The sequence below is a fragment of the Citrobacter sp. Igbk 14 genome (assembly GCF_028069825.1).
Classification (GTDB): domain Bacteria; phylum Pseudomonadota; class Gammaproteobacteria; order Enterobacterales; family Enterobacteriaceae; genus Citrobacter.
The window spans coordinates 55,253-77,679 of the sequence record NZ_JANEWM010000021.1 but is presented as its reverse complement, the minus strand read 5'-3'; the positions used below and the strand labels follow the sequence as shown (position 1 = coordinate 77,679).

Below are 22,427 nucleotides of genomic sequence, written 5' to 3'. Positions count from 1 at the left end.
GTTAATATATAAATATCCAGTCTGCGATATTTCCTAAATATAAGTGGATAAATAAAACCATTTCGTGCAGATACCTTCGGGCTATTCTCTCCCTCCTATCCTGATATAAGCGGAAGAGAAATCCCTTCTCGCCATTGCATTTTTCGTCGATTTTACCCATGATCGAATTGTGACAATTGTCATATAACTATGGGTATAGCATTTACTATGGAATGGATTGCCGATCCGTCAATCTGGGCCGGACTCGTCACGCTAATCGTGATAGAACTCGTTCTTGGCATTGATAATCTTGTTTTTATTGCCATCCTCGCGGAGAAACTCCCTCCAGCCCAGCGGGATAAGGCGCGTATTACCGGGCTACTACTGGCGATGGTTATGCGCCTGCTACTGTTGGCGTCAATATCATGGCTGGTGACGCTGACCACACCTCTGTTCAGCATTCGGGACTTCAGCTTCAGTGCCCGCGACCTGATTATGCTATTTGGCGGCTTCTTCCTGCTGTTCAAAGCGACAATGGAGCTTAACGAAAGGCTGGAAGGGAAAGACAGCGACAATCCCACCCAGCGTCGGGGTGCGAAATTTTGGGGCGTGGTCGCGCAAATAGTGGTACTGGATGCCATTTTCTCACTGGACTCGGTGATCACCGCGGTTGGCATGGTTGATCATCTGGCCGTCATGATGGCGGCGGTGATTATTGCCATCAGCCTGATGATGCTGGCCAGCAAATCGTTGACCCGTTTTGTTAACAGCCACCCAACTATCGTTATCCTGTGCCTGAGCTTCCTGCTGATGATTGGTTTCAGCCTGGTCGCGGAAGGCTTTGGTTTTCGCATACCGAAAGGCTATCTGTACGCGGCTATCGGCTTCTCGGTCATGATAGAAGCCCTGAACCAGCTGGCTATTTTTAACCGTCGTCGTTTTCTGTCGGCTAACCACACGTTACGCCAGCGTACCGCCGAGGCGGTGATGCGCCTGATAAGTGGTCAAAAAGAAGATGCCGAGCTGGATGCCGAAACTGCCGCCATGTTGGCGGATCATCATGAAGGCCAGATTTTTGCACCACAGGAGCGGCGGATGGTTGAGCGCGTACTGAACCTCAATCAGCGAACCGTCAGTAGCATCATGACGTCACGCCATGATATCGAGCATATTGATCTCAATGCGCCGGAAACAGAAATTCGCACACTACTGGAGAAAAACCAGCATACGCGTCTGGTCGTAACCGGAGAAGATGAACAGGAAGAACTGCTCGGTGTGGTGCATGTGATTGACCTTCTGCAACAGTCGCTGCGTGGCGAACCACTCGATTTGCGCGTCTTACTTCGCCAGCCGTTGGTATTCCCGGAAACCCTGCCGCTCCTTCCGGCGCTGGAGCAGTTCCGTAATGCCCGTACGCACTTCGCTTTTGTGGCCGATGAGTTTGGTTCGGTGGAAGGCATCGTGACGCTGAGCGACGTGATGGAAACCATCGCGGGTAACTTGCCAAATGAAGTCGAAGAGATCGACGCTCGTCATGATATTCAGAAAAATGCCGATGGGTCGTGGACGGCAAACGGCCATATGCCGCTGGAAGACCTGGTGCAGTATGTCCCGATCCCATTAGATGAGAAACGTGAGTATCACACCATCGCCGGGTTGTTAATGGAGTATCTGCAGCGCATCCCGAAAACCGGAGAGGAAGTACAGGTTGGAGACTATTTGCTGAAAACCTTGCAAGTAGAAAACCATCGGGTGCAGAAAGTCCAGTTGATACCACTGCGCAGTGAAGAAGAGATGGATTACGAGGTATAAGCGATATGCCGGATGGCGCTAAAGCGACATCCGGCAATAGAGATCAGAGTTTATCCAGCAGCTTTTTAACATCTTTGCCGTTGCGAGAGTCTTTGTTGCGATCGGCCCAGTCGTTCAATCGACGTTTTGCTTCATCCTGCATATGCTTACGCAAGAGTTGGTCCACCTGCAGGTTATAGTTTAACGACTGCCACTTGCCATAGACCCTGAGCGGAACCGGAGTCGCTTTGAGGAAATCGATCAATTTGCTTTCCCCATTCCATCCGCCCAGCACACGTACGTTAAACTGAGTATCACAATTTTGCTCAACCAGATCTAACGTGCCCTTACCCGAAAGCGCCAGCATGGCGGACTGCCCTTCCATGTTATCCAGCGTAACCTTGCCGTTATCCAGCGTCAGATCGGTCACAAAGCGATCCAGCCGCGTCGCATTATCCAAATCCTGTTGTGAGCTTGCATTGCCGCCGCTACGTTCAACCGCCTGTTGCACCAGTTGCTGGAAGTTCATGCCTTCCATACGCGTGCCGCTCATCTCAACATTGGCCTGTCCTTGCCAGCTGTGACGAAATGCCTGCGCATCAATGTCAGAGCCCGAAAAATCGCCAGTCAGTGACAGCTTGCCAGTAAGGGCAATCGGATAGTCAAAGGCTTTCAGGATAGTGCCGATTTCTACGCCTTCCAGCCGTGGGTGAAAGACTGCCCGTGGAGAGCCTTTTCTGGCATCCAGCGAGCCAGGAAGCGAGATCAACCCACCGTCACTTTTTCCCTGTAACTCATTGATATTCAGCAAGCCAGCCTGGTTGACGATTTTTGCAGAAACATTATCAAATGCCATTTTCCGCCAGAGAACTTTATCCGCCTGTAGTGCAATATTGGCGGAAAATCCTTGCAGCCCCTGATAAGAGACGGCATCAACCTGCGAGGCAATAACCGGCCGCGCCAGTGTAGACTGGCTCTGACTCTGCTGTGCCCCGGTATCTGTCGCCGCCAGAGCGTCATGCTGTACGATCAGGTTATCCAGGTTGAGCTGGCCGAATTTCAGATCGACGTCCCATGCAGGTTTCTCCGCCAGCGTTACCTGAGCTTGCCCGGCGAGTGAACTGTCATTCGCCGTTAAGTGAATCTGCGTAAAGTTGAGCTGTTTTTTCTCTTCCTGCCACCGAGCCTGAAGCTGACCCTGGCCGCGGATCCCCTGCGGCGGCAAGTCAGCGCCCTGTAACTGCCAGCTTAGCTGCTCAATGTTAGCGACTAAATCATGCGGATAGTCAGACGCATCGACAGCACCGCTGATGGACAACGTCAGGTCGCGCTGGTCGCGGTTAACGCGACCGGTGAAATCGAACGTTCCGCGATGCTGGGCATCCTGTTCCATATTCAGGTGAATATCACGAACCGTTATCTGTTCATCGTCTTCATGCTGGAATACCAGAACGCTGTCAGCCACGCGCAGGCGAGCGATATCGAACGACCATCCACGATCTTCTGCCAGATCCGGCAGTGTATTATCTTTTGGCGCAACAGGGGCATCGACTCCGCGCACAGCCTCGGTTTCAGGTATAAGTTGAATCACCGCGCCTTTGAGCATGACTTGCTTTACGCTGAGTTGGTGGCTCAACAACGGCCACAAGGCGACGTCCAGACGCATATTGTCGGCACGAACCAGAGGTTCGCTGGCACCTTCGGCCGTTAGCACCATGCGCCCGGAGAGAATGCTCAACTGGGGCCATACGTGCCAGCGCAGAGGACCATCCAACTGCAGTTGATATCCGCTACGCGCAGCAACTTGCTTCACCATGTATGCGCGGAAATCGTTCGGATTCACCAACAATACTAACGCAGAGAAACCGGCCACCAGCACGACCAGAAGAATCATCAGCGTCGTCAGAAATCGTCTCATGCTATCCCCAATGGACTGAAAAACACTCAGTCTTTATCGATCCGGCTGGCTACCGCGCCCTGCTGATCGCGATACTTCGCATCCTGGCGACGGTTGTAAGGTCGCGCTGCCGGGCCGGAAAGCGGTTCGAAGCTCAGTGCACCAATCGGCATACCGGGGCGCAGCGCCAACGGTAATTTTCCTGAGTTGTAAAATTCCAGCACGATGCAGCCCGACCAACCCGGATCAATACGGTGTGCCGTAACGTGTACCATCAGGCCCAGACGAGCCAGCGAAGAACGGCCGTCTAACCAGCCAACAAGGTCGGAAGGCAGCGTTACGGATTCGAACGTTACCGCCAGCGCTAATTCACCCGGGTGCAGGAAAAACGCTTCACCGTCTTTGAGGACAATTTCATCACTCATTACGCGGTCAAGCGCAGCGCTGACCTCATCCTTCGGCCCGCTCAAATCAATATACGCCGCCGTATGACCGCGGAACGTACGAAATTTGTTTCCAAGACGCACATCTACCGTTGCGCCGTTGATACGCTCGACAGGAGGACGTGGATTGATCGACAGACGACCTTCATCCAACCAGGCTTCAATATCTCGGTCACATAAACGCATGGCACTTTCTCCTTTCGTGCTTCAACCCCTTAATGCCAGGCGCGTTAAGGGTGAACCAGGTTATCACTGAACGGTACACAATTCGCTGAACTTATTCAAAGAACTGACTGATTTTCGCCTTCAGAATATCGATAGCAATGCGATTTTTACCCCCGCGAGGCACGATGATATCGGCGTATTGTTTTGAAGGCTCAATAAATTGCAGGAACATCGGACGTACGGTTTTTTGGTATTGCGCCATCACCGAATCCATTGAACGACCACGTTCATTCACATCCCGCTTGATACGGCGCATCAGGCAAATATCCAACGGCGTATCAACAAAAATAGAGAAGTTCATTTCATCACGCAAACGCGCATCCGTCAGCAACAAAATGCCTTCCAGAATAATGACTTTCTTGGGTTCAATATGAATAGTTTCTTGTGTGCGCGTGTGTTCAACATAGCTATAAACGGGCAATTCAATGGCGGAACCACGTTTAAGTGTTTGCAGATGCTGAAACAGCAAACTGTGATCCATCGCATTTGGATGGTCGTAGTTCGTTTTTACGCGTTCTTCCATCGACAGATGGCTTTGATCTTTGTAATAGCTGTCTTCGGGAATAACGCCAATATGTTCGTCACCGACTTGTTCACGCAATTCGCGATAAAGAGTACTGGCAATAAGACTCTTGCCGGAAGCCGATGCGCCGGCAATGCCGATAATGACGCACTGATGGGACTGATCAGTCATAAATTTAGCGACCTGATTAACCTGGATGTAAGGAAGGGCGGCGTCGAAACGCCAAACGCGGCAATTATAGGGATTTCAGCAGCGCGATGCCAGCCCAGGCTGCACCAATGCTTTCCCTGTCGCAAATTAAAACGGTTAATTTTAAAGCAGGCTCAATTTTTATTCACCCGCCTTAGGAATTAATGGCTTGAGCGTGTTAATTTATGAGCAACTGGCGTATAAATTGTAAATTATTTGTACTAGCATAAACGAAGATTAAACGTGATGCGGCCGGTAACTCTGCTGGCCGACATCGGCTATTTGGGTAAAGTGGTAATGAGTAAACAATTCCAACATGTTTTAGTTACCCTACCCCATCCTCTGCTGCGCCTGGCCAGTTTAGGTCTGGTAGCATTTATCTTTACGCTATTCTCGCTGGAACTGTCGCGTTTCGGTACTCAACTGGCACCGCTTTGGTTTCCAACCTCAATTATGATGGTGGCGTTTTACCGCCATGCGGGGAAAATGTGGCCAGGGATAGCGCTGGCATGCTCATTCGGCAGTATCGGCGCGTCTTTGCTGTTTTTTCCTGGCGGTTCGCTTAACTACACTTATACGACCATCAACATTATTGAAGCGGTCGCCGGCGCGATGTTGTTGCGCAAGCTGCTACCCTGGTACAATCCCTTACAGAATCTGAATGACTGGGCGCGATTGGCGTTGGGTAGCGCCGTCATTCCACCGCTGTTAGGTGGTGTACTGATGTGGCTACTACTCCCGGAGGGAACCTCGTTAAATACGTTTCTCATTTGGGTGCTTTCCGAATCCATCGGCGCGCTGGCGCTGGTGCCATTGGGTCTGTTATTCAAGCCTCATTATCTGCTGCGCCACCGCGATCCACGTTTACTGCTTGAGACCCTCATCACGCTGCTCGTCACCTTAACGTTCAGTTGGCTCTCCATGATGTACGTGCCGTGGCCGTTTACCTGCGTCATTGTTTTGCTGATGTGGAGCGCCGTCCGTTTGCCGCGTATGGAAGCATTTTTAATTTTCCTCAGCACCGTCATGATGGTCTCTCTGATGTTGGCTGCCAACCCATCGCTGCTCTACACCCCAAAAGCGAATGTGATGACAAGTATTCCGTGGCTGCCGTTTTTGATGATTCTGTTGCCAGCCAACATGATGACTATGGTGATGTACGCATTTCGGGCCGAGCGAAAACACATCTCTGAAAGCGAATCGCGTTTTCGTAATGCAATGGAATATTCCGCGATTGGCATGGCGCTGGTCGGTACCGAAGGGCAGTGGTTACAGGCAAACAAGGCGCTGTGTCAGTTTCTTGGCTACAGTCAGGATGAACTGAGAGCGCTGACCTTCCAGCAACTCACCTGGCCAGAAGATCTGAATAACGACCTCGAACAACTCGGCATGTTGGCCCGTGGTGAAATCAATAGCTACTCCATGGAAAAGCGCTATTACACGCGCGCAGGCGAAGTCGTCTGGGCATTGCTGGCCGTTTCGCTGGTACGCCACAGCGACAACACCCCGCTCTACTTTATTGCTCAGGTCGAAGACATAAACGACCTGAAACACACCGAGTGGATGAATAAGCGGCTGATGGAGCGCATCACCCTCGCCAACGAAGCGGGCGGTATCGGTATCTGGGAGTGGGAACTGCAACCCGATGTGATCAGTTGGGATAAGCGCATGTTCGATCTCTATGAAGTCCCGCCGCATATCAAACCCAGTTGGCAAGTCTGGTACGAGTGCGTCGTACCAGAAGATCGCGAGCATGCTGAAAATGTGATTCGCGACTCTCTGGCCGCACGAATTCCCTTTAAGCTCGAATTTCGTATTGCAGTACGTGACGGCGTGCGACACATCCGCTCGTTGGCTAACCGGGTACTGAATAAAGACGGAGAAGTTGAACGCTTACTCGGCATCAATTTGGATATGACCGAAGTGAAGCAACTCAACGAAGCGTTGTACCAGGAAAAAGAGCGCCTGCACATCACGCTGGACTCGATCGGCGAAGCGGTGATTTGTATTGATGTCGACATGAACGTGACCTTTATGAACCCGGTTGCCGAGAAGATGAGCGGCTGGCAGCAGGACGACGCGATAGGTATTCCGTTACTGACAGTGCTGCGTATTACCTTTGGCGATAACGGCCCGTTGATGGAAAACATCTACAGTGCCGATATGTCGCGTACTGCCATAGAGCAGGAGGTGGTTCTGCATTGCCGTAACGGCAGCAGTTACGACATTCAGTACAGCATTACGCCACTCAGTACCCTTGACGGCGGCAGCATTGGCTCCGTGCTGGTCATTCAGGATGTCACCGAGTCGCGTAAGATGTTACGCCAACTGAGCTACAGCGCGTCGCACGATGATCTCACCCATCTTGCTAACCGGGTCAGCTTTGAAAACCATCTGAAACAATTGCTGCAAGCCGTACACGATACGCATCAACGTCATGTTCTGGTCTTTATCGATCTGGATCGGTTTAAAGCCGTGAACGATAGCGCGGGCCATGCTGCAGGCGATGCCCTGCTGCGCGAACTGGCTTCTCTGATGCTCAGCATGCTACGTACCAGCGATGTACTGGCGCGTCTCGGTGGCGATGAATTCGGCCTGTTGCTGCCAGATTGCAACATCGAAAGCGCACGCTTTATCTCTGGCCGTATTATCAGCGCCATCAACGAGTATCAGTTCATGTGGGACGGCCGTCTGCACCGCATAGGTGCCAGTGCGGGTATTACGCTGATCGATGAGAAAAATCATGTCGCGACTGAGGTTATGTCCCAGGCGGATATCGCCTGCTATGCCGCCAAAAACAGCGGACGTGGCCGGGTCTGCGTGTATGAGCCTCAGCAAAGTCAGACGCACACCTCACGGGAACTGCTATCGTTTGATGAACAGAAGCACATTATTGCGCACAACCCGATGCTCATGATCGCCCGGGGTGTGGCCTCTCCACGCATTCCTGAGACATTCAGCTTCTGGCTACTCTCACTGCGTCTGGGAACAGAGGACGGTGATGTTATCGAAGAGCATATCTTCCGTACCGGACTTGTTGACCCTGCGCTTAATCATGCGCTTGACCGCCGGGTTTTTAACGAATTTTTCCAGCATGCAGCGACGGCGATTGCCAGTAAGGGACTCAGTATTGCCCTTCCCCTTTCTGCCGCCGGACTGTTGAGTACCGAACTTGTGGATGAACTGCTAGAACAGTTGCAACGTAGCCCGCTACCACCACGATTATTACACCTGACCATTCCAGCCGGAGTGATGAAATCGCATCCAGCTCAGAGCCTATCGGCCATTCAGCGGCTTCGTCACGCGGGTTGTCGGATTATTTTAAGCCAGGTTGGGCGCGACTTAGAGATCTTTGAAAACCTGAAGTTTCACACCGTCGATTACCTGTTACTCGATAGTGATATCAGCGCCAGTGTTCACGGCAACCTGATGGATGAAATGTGGGTTTCTATTATCCAGGGCCATGCACAGCGCCTGGATATCAAAACGATCGCCGGCCCCGTGCAAATGCCGCTTATTATGGACGCACTTTCTGGTATCGGTATCGATATGATCTACGGCGACATCATTGCTGATGCTCAGCCGTTGGATCTGCTACTCAATACCAGCAACTTCGCTATCAACTGACGGCTGCCACCCTTCCGTATACCAGATATGCAATAACGCATAGGAGCGCCACGGCTTCCAGCGCTCGGCATAACGCCGGATCTGGGCTGGCGTCATGCCCGGAAAGCGTTGTTTAATCAAATAATCGTCAGGGAGAAAAACATCTTTCGCCTGCCAACCGCGTAGCGCGAAATAATTGGCAGTCCAGCGCCCTATACCGGGAAACGTTTGTAGGTACTTTACGCCTTGCTCAATATCGGCTGGTGCAACCGATGCAAGCCTTCCGGTAAGCGTTGCTCGTGCCAGATGAATGAGCGCTTCGGCGCGTTTGAGCGGCATCCCTAAGGCTTTCAGGTGCAAAGGATCAGCAGCAGCCAGCGCTTGTGGTGTGGGAAAACACACATACTCAGGCGCGTCATCAAGCCTGTCACCGTAGGCGTGTACAACTTTCGCGGTCAGTTTTGCCGCCATGGCAACGCTCACTAACTGGCCTAATATCGCCCTCACACCTTGTTCAAAAGCATCGACAGAGCCGGGTAGCCGCAAGCCAGGACGCGCTGCGCCCAGGCTGCCCAGAGCGTTAACAATATGCTGTGGACAGCAGCCAAGATCGAACAACCGCTCAATTTTAACCAGGCATTCTGGCGCAACGGGCTGTAAACCTGGACTTAACCTGACCTGAAGCTGGTGTGTCTTCAGGTCAGGCACTACCCTCACCAGCCCGCGATACTCACCGATTGCCAGGCTCCTGGCGTAATACAACTCCCCGACGGTTTCGACACCCTCCACCGCACGGGCGGCAAGAAACCCTAGCATCCAGGACCAGTCATAAGGCGGCTGCCAGCTCAGTGTTAACATTCAGGTTCCCTTTTTAGTTAAACCTACAGCATAAACGGTATTCAATCGATACGCCTTGCTTTCATATTCCAGTTGTCGGGGCGGCAACATTTCGCTAAAGTCACGCCCCTTCTTCACGGGCATGGGGATTTTTACGGTGTTTATTGGTTTTGACTACGGTACGGCAAACTGTTCAGTAGCCGTAATGCGTGACGGGCAGCCACACCTGCTCAAAATGGAAAATAACAGCACGTTACTGCCCTCAATGCTTTGTGCGCCTACGCGTGAAGCGGTGAGCGAATGGTTGTATCGCCATCATGATGTCCCCACGACGGATGCCGAAACACAGGCGCTACTGAGTCGTGCGATGCGTTTTAACCGCGATGAAGACATCGATGTTAGCGCCAATAGCGTGCAGTTTGGTCTGGCGTCACTGGCGCAATACATTGACGACCCGGAAGAGGTTTACTTTGTTAAATCGCCAAAATCATTCCTGGGTGCCAGCGGCCTGAAGCCGCAGCAGGTTGCGCTATTTGAGGATTTGGTCTGCGCGATGATGCTGCATATTCGCAATCAGGCGCAAAACCAGCTACCGGAAGCGATCACCCAGGCCGTTATCGGTCGCCCGATCAACTTCCAGGGGTTAGGCGGTGATGATGCCAACGCCCAGGCGCAGGGTATCCTTGCGCGTGCGGCAAAGCGTGCTGGTTTTCAGGATGTTGTTTTTCAATACGAACCGGTAGCCGCGGGTCTGGATTTTGAAGCAACCTTGCAGGAAGAAAAACGCGTATTGGTGGTGGATATCGGCGGTGGTACCACTGACTGTTCGCTACTGCTAATGGGACCGCAATGGCATCAGCGCGCCGATCGCGAAAACAGCCTGCTGGGACACAGCGGTTGCCGCGTGGGCGGTAACGATCTGGATATTGCGTTAGCCTTTAAACATCTGATGCCACTGCTGGGTATGGGCGGCGAAACGGAAAAAGGCATCGCATTGCCGATTTTACCCTGGTGGAACGCGGTCGCGATCAACGATGTTCCGGCACAAAGTGATTTCTACAGCACCGCCAACGGACGTTTACTCAACGATCTGATCCGCGATGCACGTGAAGCAGACAAAGTGGCGCTGCTGCTTAAAGTCTGGCGTGAACGCCTGAGTTATCGCCTGGTACGCAGCGCAGAAGAGAGCAAAATTGCGCTTTCTGACCAGACAAACGTTACCGCGGCACTGCCATTTATCAGCGATGCGCTGGCCACCGCTATCAGCCAGCAAGGACTGGAAGCGGCGTTAAATCAACCGCTGGCACGTATTCTTGAGCAGGTTCAGTTAGCGCTGGATAACGCGCAGGAAAAACCGGATGTCATTTATCTGACCGGCGGTAGCGCCCGTTCACCGCTGATCAAAAAAGCCCTTGCTGAACAGCTTCCGGGGATCCCTATCGCCGGTGGCGATGACTTTGGCTCTGTCACCGCAGGGCTGGCTCGCTGGGCGGAAGTGGTTTTCCACTAAGTCGCTCGCAGGCTGAAAAGCGTACGTATTGACATCATCGTTACTGTGGATTACTTTCAGGAGTGAGGGTTAGGGAGGTTTTACCCTCCCCCTGGTGTCTTAGTAAGCCGGTAAGCTAATGACTAAGAGTATCACCAGTATGATGACCTGCTTCATCATAACCCTTTCCTTTTTTTGGCCCCTTCCTCGGGAGGGGCTTTCCCGTTCCAGCGTCCCGCTGAAATCTCTGGCTTACCTCCTTATCGCCTTGACCACACTCTGACACACTATTTCGCATTGGCGATTTTCGCTGCTGATTGTTGCGTAATGCCTCGCAAAGCCGCGCCGTCATTCAGACGAATCCCGACAGTGTTTCATAATTCCTCCATTTTTCTCCCTTGTTCACTGGCTAAACTAGTATCATTCCGCGAAACGTTTCAGGAAGAGAAACTCATAACAATGAAAGGCCGTAACAAATCCCGCTGGGTGATAGTAATCGTGATCGTCGTGGCCGCCATCGCCGCCTTCTGGTTCTGGCAAAGTCGCAGCGAACCTCAGGGAACAGCCCCCGGCGCGACCCGTCAGACACAACCCGCTCCGGCAACGGGACGACGAGGAATGCGTTCCGGTCCGTTGGCTCCGGTTCAGGCGGCTACGGCAGTCGAACAAGCGGTTCCACGCTATCTGACCGGGCTGGGTACCATTACTGCCGCGAACACCGCGACGGTACGCAGTCGCGTGGACGGCCAACTCATCGCCATACACTTTCAGGAAGGGCAACAGGTGAAAGCCGGCGATCTGCTGGCTGAGATCGACCCGAGCCAGTTTAACGTTGCGTTGGCTCAGGCGCAGGGACAGCTAGCGAAAGATAAAGCCACGCTAGCCAATGCTCGTCGCGACCTCGCCCGCTATCAGCAATTGGCCAAAACGAATCTGGTCTCTCGTCAGGAACTGGATGCACAACAGGCGCTGGTCAACGAAACACAAGGGACGATAAAAGCCGATGAAGCCAGCGTCGCCAGCGCGCAATTACAACTCGACTGGAGCCGGATAACGGCTCCTGTTGATGGTCGGGTGGGCCTGAAGCTTGTGGATGTGGGTAACCAGATATCCAGCAGCGATACCACCGGGATTGTCGTCATTACACAAACCCATCCTATTGATCTGGTTTTCACTCTGCCAGAGAACGATATCGCGACCGTAGTACAGGCACAGAAATCGGGGACGCCACTGAAAGTTGAGGCCTGGGACCGTACCAACTCGAAAAAACTGAGCGAAGGTGTGCTGCTGAGCCTCGACAACCAGATTGACGCCACCACCGGCACCATCAAAGCAAAGGCCCGCTTTAACAACCAGGACGATGCCTTGTTCCCGAATCAGTTTGTTAACGCTCGCATGCTCGTCGATACGGAACATAATGCCGTCGTGATCCCAACTGCCGCACTACAAATGGGTAACGAAGGCCACTTTGTCTGGGTGCTGAACAACGACAACAAAGTCAGCAAACATCTGGTTAAACCGGGTATTCAGGACAGCCAGAATGTCGTTATCTCCGCCGGGCTGTCCGCGGGCGATCGCGTCGTAACCGACGGTATTGATCGTCTGACGGAAGGGGCTAAAGTCGAGGTCGTGGAGGCTCACGCCGCCACCGCTAGCGACGACAAAGCCGCACCGCGCGGCTATGGCAAAAAAGGAGCGAGCTCCTGATGCAGGTGTTACCTCCCGGCAATACAGGCGGCCCGTCCCGCCTGTTCATTCTGCGCCCTGTCGCCACCACGTTGCTGATGGTCGCGATTTTGCTTGCCGGTATTATCGGCTATCGTTTTCTGCCCATTGCGGCATTACCAGAAGTGGATTACCCCACCATTCAGGTCATAACGCTCTACCCCGGAGCCAGCCCGGATGTCATGACGTCTGCGGTTACCGCTCCGCTTGAACGCCAGTTCGGGCAGATGTCCGGCCTGAAACAAATGTCCTCCCAAAGTTCCGGTGGTGCATCGGTCGTCACGTTGCAGTTTCAACTGACCCTGCCACTGGATGTTGCTGAGCAGGAAGTTCAGGCCGCCATCAATGCCGCCACCAACTTATTACCGAGTGACCTGCCTAACCCACCGGTCTACAGCAAAGTTAATCCAGCGGATCCGCCGATCATGACGCTGGCCGTCACCTCGACCGCCATGCCGATGACGCAGGTGGAAGATATGGTGGAAACCCGCGTCGCACAGAAAATCTCCCAGGTTTCTGGTGTTGGCCTGGTGACACTTTCTGGCGGCCAGCGTCCTGCGGTCCGCGTGAAGCTTAATGCACAGGCGATTGCAGCGCTCGGCCTGACCAGCGAAACCATCCGCACGGCGATTACCGGCGCCAACGTCAATTCCGCCAAAGGGAGTCTTGATGGGCCAACGCGCGCCGTTACACTTTCCGCTAATGACCAGATGCAGTCTGCCGATGAGTATCGCCAGTTAATCGTTGCCTATAAAAATGGTGCACCGGTACGACTGGGTGATGTCGCCACCGTCGAACAAGGTGCAGAAAACAGCTGGCTTGGGGCATGGGCCAACAAACAACAAGCCATCGTGATGAACGTACAGCGTCAACCAGGCGCAAATATTATCTCCACGGCGGACAGTATTCGGCAAATGCTGCCGCAACTGACGGAAAGCCTGCCGAAATCGGTGAAGGTAACTGTACTTTCGGATCGTACGACCAATATTCGCGCTTCCGTTGCCGACACTCAGTTCGAACTGATGCTGGCAATTGCATTGGTCGTCATGATTATCTACCTGTTTCTGCGCAATATTCCTGCCACCATCATTCCTGCGGTTGCCGTTCCGCTATCGCTGATCGGGACCTTCGCGGTAATGGTGTTTCTTGATTTCTCCATCAACAATCTGACATTGATGGCGCTGACCATCGCCACGGGTTTTGTGGTGGATGATGCCATTGTGGTTATCGAGAATATTTCGCGCTATATCGAAAAAGGGGAAAAGCCACTGACCGCAGCCCTGAAAGGTGCAGGCGAGATTGGTTTTACCATCATCTCCCTGACGTTTTCATTGATTGCAGTATTGATCCCACTGCTATTCATGGGCGATATCGTCGGGCGCTTGTTCCGCGAATTCGCCGTTACGCTGGCGGTAGCGATTCTGATTTCCGCCGTCGTATCGCTCACCCTTACACCGATGATGTGCGAGCGCATGCTCAGTCAGGCGTCATTGCGTAAGCAAAACCGCTTCTCCCGCGCCTCAGAAAAAATGTTCGATCGGGTGATTGCCGGATACGGCCACTGGCTGGCAAAAGTACTTAACCACCCGTGGTTGACGCTTAGCGTAGCCCTCGGTACGTTGGCCCTGAGCGTCATGCTGTGGGTGTTTATCCCAAAAGGTTTTTTCCCGATTCAGGATAACGGCATTATTCAGGGTACGCTGCAGGCTCCGCAATCCAGTTCATTTTCCAGCATGACCCAGCGTCAACGCCAGGTTTCCGATGTGATCCTTAACGATCCTGCGGTAGAAAGCCTGACGGCCTTTGTGGGTGTTGACGGCACTAACCCCGCGCTGAACAGTGCACGCCTGCAAATTAATCTTAAACCGTTGGATGAGCGCGACGATCGCGTTCAGAAGGTGATCGCCCGATTGCAGGATGAGGTAGACAGAGTCCCTGGCGTTGACCTTTATCTACAACCCACGCAGGATCTGACGATTGATACCCAGGTCAGCCGAACGCAATACCAGTTTACGTTACAAGCTAACTCTCTTGACGCCCTCAGCACGTGGGTCCCACAGCTGCTTGAAAAACTTCAGCAGTTACCACAATTGTCTGATGTTAGCAGCGACTGGCAGGATCAAGGGTTGGTCGCGTATGTGAACGTCAATCGTGACAGCGCCAGCCGTTTAGGGATCAGTATGGCGGATGTCGATAACGCCCTGTATAACGCCTTCGGACAGCGTTTAATTTCGACTATCTACACGCAGGCAAACCAGTATCGCGTGGTGTTAGAGCATAACACTGACAGCACACCTGGACTTGCAGCACTGGATACCATTCGTCTGACCAGTAGCGATGGCGGGATCGTACCGCTCAGCGCTATCGCCAGCATTGAGCAGCGTTTTGCCCCGCTATCGATTAACCATCTCGATCAATTCCCGGTGACGACTATCTCGTTCAATGTGCCAGATAACCAGTCGTTGGGCGATGCGGTACAGGCGATTCAGGATGCCGAAAAAACACTTAACCTGCCCGCAAATATCACCACTCAGTTCCAGGGCAGTACGCTGGCCTTCCAGGCTGCTCTGGGCAACACCATCTGGCTGATTGTGGCGGCAGTGGTCGCGATGTATATCGTGCTCGGCGTATTGTACGAAAGCTTTATTCACCCGATTACGATTCTCTCTACACTTCCCACTGCAGGTGTCGGGGCGTTGCTGGCGCTCATGATTGCCGGCAGCGAACTGGACGTGATCGCGATCATCGGCATTATTTTGCTCATCGGGATCGTGAAGAAAAACGCCATCATGATGATCGACTTTGCCCTTGCCGCGGAACGTGAGCAGGGAATGTCGCCCCGCGATGCCATTTTCCAGGCCTGTCTGCTGCGTTTTCGCCCTATCCTGATGACCACGTTGGCAGCGCTACTGGGGGCGTTGCCACTGATGCTAAGCACCGGTGTAGGTGCAGAGTTACGCCGTCCATTAGGTATTGGCATGGTTGGCGGTCTGCTGGTCAGCCAGGTCCTGACGTTGTTTACCACACCGGTGATTTACCTGCTATTTGACCGACTGTCGCTGTATGTGAAAAACCGCTTCCCGCGTCAGGAAGAGGACGCGTAAATGAAATTTTTTGCGCTTTTCATCCATCGCCCGGTCGCGACCATTCTCATTTCGGTGGCGATTACCCTGTGCGGGATTCTTGGCTTTCGTCTGTTGCCAGTGGCCCCCCTGCCACAGGTTGATTTCCCGGTAATCATGGTCAGTGCATCACTACCGGGAGCATCACCAGAAACAATGGCGTCATCTGTAGCAACCCCACTGGAACGCTCGCTTGGGCGGATCGCGGGCGTAAATGAGATGACATCAAGCAGTTCGCTTGGTAGCACGCGCATTATTCTCGAATTTAAATTTGACCGCGACATCAACGGTGCAGCACGGGACGTACAGGCCGCCATTAACGCAGCGCAAAGCCTGCTGCCCAGCGGGATGCCCAGCCGCCCGACGTATCGGAAGGCCAACCCTTCAGATGCCCCGATCATGATCCTGACGCTAACATCGGACACGTACTCGCAAGGTGAATTATACGATTTCGCCTCGACGCAACTGGCGCAGACCATCGCACAAATCAACGGCGTCGGTGATGTGGATGTCGGAGGAAGCTCTCTTCCCGCCGTGCGTGTGGGGCTTAATCCGCAGGCGCTGTTTAACCAGGGTGTATCGCTGGACGCGGTGCGTAGCGCTATCGATAACGCCAACGTGCGTAAACCACAGGGTGCTATCGAAGATAAAACCCATCGCTGGCAGGTACAAACCAACGATGAGCTAAAAACCGCGGCGGAATATAAGCCAGTTATCATCCACTATAACAACGGTGCAGCTGTGCGACTGGGGGATGTTGCATCTGTCAGTGATTCAGTGCAGGACGTACGCAATGCGGGGATGACCAATGCCAAACCGGCCATTCTGTTGATGATCCGCAAACTGCCGGAAGCCAATATTATTCAGACGGTCGACAGCATTCGCGCCAAACTACCGGAGTTACAAACCCTGGTTCCTGCCGCTATCGATCTACAAATCGCCCAGGATCGTTCACCCACTATCCGCGCTTCGCTGGCTGAAGTAGAACAAACACTGATTATCTCCGTCGCGTTGGTTATCCTGGTGGTGTTTGTCTTCCTGCGCTCCGGGCGTGCCACCCTGATCCCAGCCGTTGCGGTTCCGGTCTCGCTGATTGGTACGTTTGCCGCGATGTATCTGTGTGGATTTAGCCTCAACAACCTGTCGTTAATGGCCCTAACCATCGCGACGGGTTTTGTCGTCGATGATGCCATTGTGGTACTGGAGAACATTGCACGCCACCTCGAAGCAGGAATGAAACCGTTACAGGCTGCGCTACAGGGCACGCGCGAGGTGGGTTTCACGGTTCTCTCCATGAGCCTGTCGCTGGTGGCGGTGTTTCTGCCACTGCTATTAATGGGCGGGCTGCCAGGGCGACTGTTACGCGAGTTTGCCGTCACCCTGTCGGTGGCTATCGGTATTTCACTGCTGGTATCGCTGACGTTGACGCCGATGATGTGTGGCTGGATGCTCAAATCCAGCACACCACGCGAACAATCGCGTAAGCGGGGATTTGGCCGTGTACTGGTGGCATTACAACAAAGCTACGCCACCTCGCTGAAGTGGGTGCTATGCCACACACGCATGGTGGGCGTGGTGCTACTCGCAACCATTGCCCTGAACGTCTGGCTCTATATTTCAATCCCCAAAACCTTCTTCCCGGAGCAGGATACTGGCGTGCTCATGGGCGGGATCCAAGCCGATCAGAGCATTTCGTTTCAGGCGATGCGGGGCAAACTGCAGGACTTTATGAAGATCATCCGCGACGATCCTGCGGTGAATAACGTCACCGGGTTTACCGGCGGTTCACGCGTCAACAGCGGAATGATGTTTATCACCCTGAAGCCTCGTGGAGAACGTCACGAAACGGCGCAACAGGTGATCGACCGCCTGCGTGTGAAGCTTGCCAAAGAACCCGGCGCAAACCTGTTTCTGATGGCGGTGCAGGATATTCGCGTCGGCGGTCGTCAGGCTAATGCCAGCTACCAATACACTCTGTTGTCAGATGACCTCGCCGCACTACGCGAATGGGAACCAAAAATTCGTAAGGCGCTGGCCGCCCTGCCCCAGTTGGCGGACGTCAACTCCGATCAGCAGGACAACGGCGCGGAAATGAATCTGACCTACGATCGTGACACCATGTCACGTCTGGGAATCGACGTTGAAGCTGCCAACAGCCTGCTGAATAACGCCTTTGGTCAGCGACAAATTTCAACCATCTATCAGCCGATGAACCAATACAAAGTGGTGATGGAAGTCGACCCACGCTACACCCAGGATATCAGCGCCCTGGACAAAATGTTCGTCATTAACAGCGATGGCAAAGCAATACCGTTGTCGTACTTTGCCAAATGGCAACCGGCAAATGCGCCGCTATCGGTGAATCACCAGGGGTTGTCTGCCGCCTCAACCGTATCATTTAACCTGCCGACCGGTTCTTCACTTTCTGAAGCGACGGAGGCCATCAACCGAACGATGACCCAGCTTGGAGTACCGTCGACGGTACGCGGTAGCTTTGCGGGTACCGCACAGGTATTTCAGGACACCATGAACTCACAGGTGATCCTGATTATCGCCGCCATCGCCACCGTCTATATCGTGCTGGGTATGCTGTATGAAAGCTATGTTCACCCGCTGACTATTCTCTCCACGCTGCCTTCTGCTGGCGTTGGGGCCTTACTGGCGCTGGAGCTGTTCAATGCCCCGTTCAGCCTAATCGCCCTGATAGGGATCATGCTATTAATTGGCATTGTGAAGAAAAACGCCATCATGATGGTCGATTTTGCGCTGGAAGCGCAGAGAAATGGCAAGTTGCAGCCCGAAGAAGCGATTTTCCAGGCCTGCCTGCTGCGCTTTCGCCCAATAATGATGACCACGCTGGCGGCCCTGTTTGGTGCGCTGCCGCTGGTATTATCCGCAGGTGACGGCTCTGAACTGCGTCAACCATTGGGGATAACCATTGTTGGCGGGCTGGTTGTCAGTCAGCTACTGACGCTGTACACCACTCCGGTGGTCTATCTCTTTTTCGACCGTCTGCGTCTGCGTTTTTCGCGTAAAAACAGCAAACCGGTAGCAGAGTTATGACAGAACTTCCCGACAGCACCCGCTGGCAACTTTGGATTGTGGCATTTGGCTTTTTCATGCAGTCGCTGGATACCACCATCGTCAACACCGCGCTTCCCTCGATGGCCAAAAGTCTCGGGGAAAGCCCACTGCATATGCACATGGTCATTGTGTCGTATGTACTTACCGTCGCCGTAATGCTCCCCGCCAGCGGTTGGCTGGCCGATAAAATCGGTGTGCGCAATATATTCTTCACCGCGATCATTCTGTTTACGCTGGGATCGCTTTTTTGCGCCTGGTCCGGAACGCTGGATGAACTGGTGATGGCTCGTGTGTTACAAGGTGTAGGCGGCGCGATGATGGTGCCCGTCGGCAGGTTGACGGTGATGAAAATCGTCCCACGCGAGCAATACATGGCGGCAATGACATTCGTCACCTTGCCCGGTCAGATTGGCCCTCTTCTGGGCCCGGCATTAGGTGGTATCCTGGTGGAATATGCCTCCTGGCACTGGATATTTCTGATTAACATTCCGGTTGGCATTGTCGGGGCAATAGCGACGTTAATGCTGATGCCCAACTACACCATGCAAACTCGCCGTTTCGATCTTTCTGGATTCATGATGCTGGCTGTCGGCATGGCGGTACTCACGTTAGCGCTCGATGGTAGTAAGGGAACCGGCATTTCCCACATCACGCTGGCAGCGCTGGTTATCTGTGGCGTACTGGCGATCCTGCTGTATCTGAAACATGCCCACAACAACCCTCGTGCACTGTTTAGCCTGCATCTGTTTCGTACACACACCTTCTCGTTAGGCCTGTTCGGCAGCTTTGCCGGGCGGATTGGTAGCGGAATGTTACCGTTCATGACCCCGGTTTTCCTGCAGATTGGATTGGGCTTTTCACCATTTCATGCCGGATTGATGATGATCCCGATGGTGCTGGGCAGTATGGGAATGAAACGCATCGTGGTTCAGGTCGTCAACCGGTTTGGCTACCGTCGCGTACTGGTCACCACCACGCTTGCCCTGTCGATGGTCAGCCTGTTGCTGATGAGCACCGCGTTACTGGGTTGGTATTACGCCCTGCCGTTCATACTGTTCTTACAGGGAATGGTCAATTCTACCCGCTTCTCCTCAATGAACACGCTGACGCTAAAAGACCTGCCAGATGACCTCGCGAGCAGCGGCAACAGCCTGCTGTCGATGATTATGCAACTGTCGATGAGTATCGGGGTAACCATCGCCGGCCTGTTGTTAGGCATGTTTGGGCAGCAGCATATCGCCATCGATAGCGCGTCTACGCATACCGTCTTTATGTACACCTGGCTGTGCATTGCGTTTCTTATCGCACTGCCCGCCCTCATTTTTGCCCGCGTGCCGAACGACACGCAGACCAACGCGGTGATTTCACGGCGCAAAAGGAGCACCTGATGAAGTTCTGGCGGCCCGGTATCACCGGCAAACTATTTCTGGCTATTTTCGCCACCTGCATTGTGCTGCTGATCAGTATGCACTGGGCCGTGCGCATTAGCTTCGAACGCGGTTTTATTGACTACATCAAACACGGTAACGAACAACGCCTGCAAATGCTCAGCGATGCGTTAAGCGAGCAGTACGAGCAGCACGGCAACTGGCGATTCTTACGCAATAACGATCGTTTTGTTTTCCAGATCCTGCGCTCTTTTGAACACGACAATGACGATGATAAACCGGGACCCGGCATGCCGCCGCACGGCTGGCGTACGCAATTTTGGGTGGTCGATCAAAGTGCCCGCGTGCTGGTCGGCCCGCGCGGTCCCGTACCGCGTGACGGCATGCGCCATCCCATACGCGTTAACGGCAGCGAAGTGGGGGCCGTGATCGCCTCGCCCGTAGAACGTTTAACGCGGAATACGGATATCAATTTCGACATGCAGCAAAGACGATCCAGTTGGCTTATCGTGGCGCTCTCCACGATCCTTGCCGCGCTGGCGACGTTTACGCTTGCGCGCAGCCTGCTGGCCCCGGTTAAGCGGTTGGTGGAAGGCACACACAAACTGGCTGCCGGCGATTTTACCACCCGCGTGGTCCCCACCAGTACCGATGAACTGGGCAAACTGGCGCAGGATTTCAACCAGCTCGCCAGTACGCTGGAAAAAAACCAGCAGATGCGCCGGGACTTTATGGCTGATATCTCTCACGAACTGCGCACGCCGCTGGCAGTTTTACGCGGCGAACTCGAAGCTATTCAGGATGGTGTACGTCAGTTCACCCCGGATTCGGTAGCCTCATTGCAGGCCGAAGTGGGTACGCTCACCAAACTGGTAGACGATCTCCACCAGCTTTCTATGTCTGATGAAGGTGCGTTGGCCTACCAGAAAACCTCGCTGGACCTGATCCCTCTGCTGGAAGTGGCGAGCGGCGCGTTTCGCGAACGCTTCGCCAGTCGTGGACTGACGATCCAACTTTCACTCCCGGACAGCATGACGGTCTTTGGCGACAGGGATCGCCTGATGCAACTGTTTAACAACCTACTGGAAAACAGCCTACGCTACACCGACAGCGGTGGCGGTCTGCATATCAGCGCCGAACAGCGCGAGCGGATGGTGTTACTAACCTTCGCCGATTCCGCTCCCGGCGTTAGCGACGAACAGCTACAGAAACTGTTTGAACGTTTTTATCGTACCGAAGGGTCCCGTAACCGGGCCAGCGGAGGGTCCGGGCTGGGGCTGGCGATTTGCGTCAACATTGTCCAGGCGCATAATGGTCTGATCCGCGCCGCCCATTCGCCTTTTGGCGGGGTTAGCATTACAGTAGAGTTACCGCTGGAACGCGACTTACAGAGAGATGTATGACTGAGTTACCTATTGATGAAAACACGCCGCGTATTCTGATCGTGGAAGACGAGCCCAAGCTGGGGCAACTGCTCATCGACTACCTGCGTGCGGCAAGCTATGCCCCTACGCTCATCAACCACGGCGATCAGGTGTTGCCTTACGTACGCCAGACGCCGCCCGATCTTATCTTGTTAGATCTGATGTTGCCAGGTACCGACGGTCTGACTCTGTGCCGGGAAATTCGTCGTTTCTCTGATGTCCCGATTATGATGGTGACCGCCAAAATCGAAGAGATTGACCGCCTGCTGGGGCTGGAGATCGGTGCAGATGACTACATTTGTAAACCATACAGCCCGCGGGAAGTCGTCGCACGAGTGAAAACGATCCTGCGCCGTTGTAAACCACAGCGCGAGTTGCAACAGATGGATGCAGAAAGTCCTCTGATCGTCGATGAAGGCCGTTTTCAGGCATCGTGGCGTGGAAAAATGCTCGACCTGACGCCCGCTGAATTTCGCTTACTCAAAACGCTATCGCATGAACCGGGAAAAGTGTTCTCCCGCGAGCAATTGCTCAACCATCTCTACGATGACTACCGCGTCGTTACCGACCGCACCATCGACAGCCATATCAAGAACCTGCGCCGCAAACTGGAATCGCTGGATGCAGAGCAGTCGTTTATCCGCGCGGTCTATGGCGTAGGATATCGCTGGGAAGCCGATGCCTGTCGGATTGCTTAATCTGCCA

The 22,427-nt window shown here is 53.6% G+C and carries 14 protein-coding genes; 9 read left to right on the top strand and 5 right to left on the bottom strand.

Features of this window, described 5'->3' with window-relative positions; translation table 11 throughout:
- Positions 1-207: 207 nt before the first annotated feature.
- Entirely contained in the window at positions 208-1,791 is a 1,584-nt protein-coding gene (locus NNN64_RS10655) for a TerC family protein (protein ID WP_271441361.1), read from the top strand.
- 43 nt (positions 1,792-1,834) lie between these two features.
- Here the strand turns inward: NNN64_RS10655 and asmA are convergent, their stop codons facing one another.
- The 3 genes from asmA to udk all read right to left on the bottom strand — a co-directional run bounded on the left by asmA (position 1,835) and on the right by udk (position 5,029).
- Entirely contained in the window at positions 1,835-3,688 is a 1,854-nt protein-coding gene (asmA, locus tag NNN64_RS10650; protein ID WP_271441360.1) for an outer membrane assembly protein AsmA, read from the bottom strand.
- Positions 3,689-3,714: 26 nt separating this feature from the next.
- Positions 3,715-4,296, bottom strand: a complete 582-nt coding sequence (gene dcd / locus NNN64_RS10645) for a dCTP deaminase (protein ID WP_003036774.1) — start codon at positions 4,294-4,296, stop codon at positions 3,715-3,717.
- Between the two features lie 91 nt (positions 4,297-4,387).
- On the bottom strand, positions 4,388-5,029 hold the full coding sequence (udk, locus tag NNN64_RS10640; RefSeq protein ID WP_005128328.1) for a uridine kinase: 642 nt from the start codon (positions 5,027-5,029) through the stop codon (positions 4,388-4,390).
- A 315-nt stretch (positions 5,030-5,344) separates the two neighbouring features.
- Here udk and NNN64_RS10635 point away from each other — a divergent pair, with 315 nt between their 5' ends.
- Complete coding sequence (locus NNN64_RS10635; protein WP_271441363.1) at positions 5,345-8,674, top strand: diguanylate cyclase; 3,330 nt, start codon at positions 5,345-5,347, stop codon at positions 8,672-8,674.
- On the opposite strand, the gene alkA is transcribed toward NNN64_RS10635, so the two are convergent.
- Positions 8,642-9,511: a DNA-3-methyladenine glycosylase 2 gene (alkA, locus tag NNN64_RS10630; protein WP_271441359.1), complete on the bottom strand. Its 870-nt coding sequence runs from the start codon at positions 9,509-9,511 to the stop codon at positions 8,642-8,644. The two genes, NNN64_RS10635 and alkA, sit on opposite strands and share 33 nt — an antisense overlap.
- A 136-nt stretch (positions 9,512-9,647) precedes the next feature.
- Between alkA and yegD the strand changes: the two genes are divergently transcribed.
- Positions 9,648-11,000: a molecular chaperone gene (gene yegD / locus NNN64_RS10625; protein ID WP_271441358.1), complete on the top strand. Its 1,353-nt coding sequence runs from the start codon at positions 9,648-9,650 to the stop codon at positions 10,998-11,000.
- Positions 11,001-11,099: 99 nt separating this feature from the next.
- Here the strand turns inward: yegD and NNN64_RS10620 are convergent, their stop codons facing one another.
- Positions 11,100-11,159 (bottom strand): type I toxin-antitoxin system Ibs family toxin, encoded by a 60-nt coding sequence (locus NNN64_RS10620; RefSeq protein WP_109017525.1) that lies wholly within the window; start codon positions 11,157-11,159, stop codon positions 11,100-11,102.
- 279 nt (positions 11,160-11,438) lie between these two features.
- On the opposite strand from NNN64_RS10620, the gene NNN64_RS10615 reads away from it, so the two are divergent.
- The 6 genes from NNN64_RS10615 to baeR are packed head-to-tail and all read left to right on the top strand — an operon-like array spanning position 11,439 to position 22,420.
- Positions 11,439-12,686: an MdtA/MuxA family multidrug efflux RND transporter periplasmic adaptor subunit gene (locus NNN64_RS10615; protein ID WP_271441357.1), complete on the top strand. Its 1,248-nt coding sequence runs from the start codon at positions 11,439-11,441 to the stop codon at positions 12,684-12,686.
- Positions 12,686-15,808, top strand: coding sequence for an MdtB/MuxB family multidrug efflux RND transporter permease subunit (locus NNN64_RS10610; RefSeq protein ID WP_271441356.1), 3,123 nt, complete (start codon positions 12,686-12,688; stop codon positions 15,806-15,808). The genes NNN64_RS10615 and NNN64_RS10610 overlap by 1 nt, the downstream gene beginning before the upstream one ends.
- Positions 15,809-18,889, top strand: coding sequence for a multidrug efflux RND transporter permease subunit MdtC (gene mdtC / locus NNN64_RS10605; protein ID WP_271441355.1), 3,081 nt, complete (start codon positions 15,809-15,811; stop codon positions 18,887-18,889).
- Positions 18,886-20,298, top strand: coding sequence for an MFS transporter (locus tag NNN64_RS10600; protein ID WP_271441354.1), 1,413 nt, complete (start codon positions 18,886-18,888; stop codon positions 20,296-20,298). Before mdtC ends, NNN64_RS10600 begins: the two co-directional genes overlap by 4 nt.
- Positions 20,298-21,701, top strand: a complete 1,404-nt coding sequence (gene baeS / locus NNN64_RS10595; RefSeq protein ID WP_137382237.1) for a two-component system sensor histidine kinase BaeS — start codon at positions 20,298-20,300, stop codon at positions 21,699-21,701. The genes NNN64_RS10600 and baeS overlap by 1 nt, the downstream gene beginning before the upstream one ends.
- Entirely contained in the window at positions 21,698-22,420 is a 723-nt protein-coding gene (baeR, locus tag NNN64_RS10590) for a two-component system response regulator BaeR (RefSeq protein ID WP_137382236.1), read from the top strand. The genes baeS and baeR overlap by 4 nt, the downstream gene beginning before the upstream one ends.
- Positions 22,421-22,427 lie beyond the last annotated feature (7 nt).

What these genes read in the sequence shown, in the direction of transcription:
- NNN64_RS10615 (WP_271441357.1), top strand. Translation starts at nt 11,439, where the DNA reads ATGAAAGGCCGTAACAAATCCCGCTGGGTGATAGTAATCGTGATCGTC.
- asmA (WP_271441360.1), bottom strand. Translation starts at nt 3,688, where the DNA reads ATGAGACGATTTCTGACGACGCTGATGATTCTTCTGGTCGTGCTGGTG.
- baeS (WP_137382237.1), top strand. Translation starts at nt 20,298, where the DNA reads ATGAAGTTCTGGCGGCCCGGTATCACCGGCAAACTATTTCTGGCTATT.
- udk (WP_005128328.1), bottom strand. Translation starts at nt 5,029, where the DNA reads ATGACTGATCAGTCCCATCAGTGCGTCATTATCGGCATTGCCGGCGCA.
- alkA (WP_271441359.1), bottom strand. Translation starts at nt 9,511, where the DNA reads ATGTTAACACTGAGCTGGCAGCCGCCTTATGACTGGTCCTGGATGCTA.
- NNN64_RS10610 (WP_271441356.1), top strand. Translation starts at nt 12,686, where the DNA reads ATGCAGGTGTTACCTCCCGGCAATACAGGCGGCCCGTCCCGCCTGTTC.
- baeR (WP_137382236.1), top strand. Translation starts at nt 21,698, where the DNA reads ATGACTGAGTTACCTATTGATGAAAACACGCCGCGTATTCTGATCGTG.
- dcd (WP_003036774.1), bottom strand. Translation starts at nt 4,296, where the DNA reads ATGCGTTTATGTGACCGAGATATTGAAGCCTGGTTGGATGAAGGTCGT.
- NNN64_RS10600 (WP_271441354.1), top strand. Translation starts at nt 18,886, where the DNA reads ATGACAGAACTTCCCGACAGCACCCGCTGGCAACTTTGGATTGTGGCA.
- mdtC (WP_271441355.1), top strand. Translation starts at nt 15,809, where the DNA reads ATGAAATTTTTTGCGCTTTTCATCCATCGCCCGGTCGCGACCATTCTC.
- NNN64_RS10655 (WP_271441361.1), top strand. Translation starts at nt 208, where the DNA reads ATGGAATGGATTGCCGATCCGTCAATCTGGGCCGGACTCGTCACGCTA.
- NNN64_RS10635 (WP_271441363.1), top strand. Translation starts at nt 5,345, where the DNA reads ATGAGTAAACAATTCCAACATGTTTTAGTTACCCTACCCCATCCTCTG.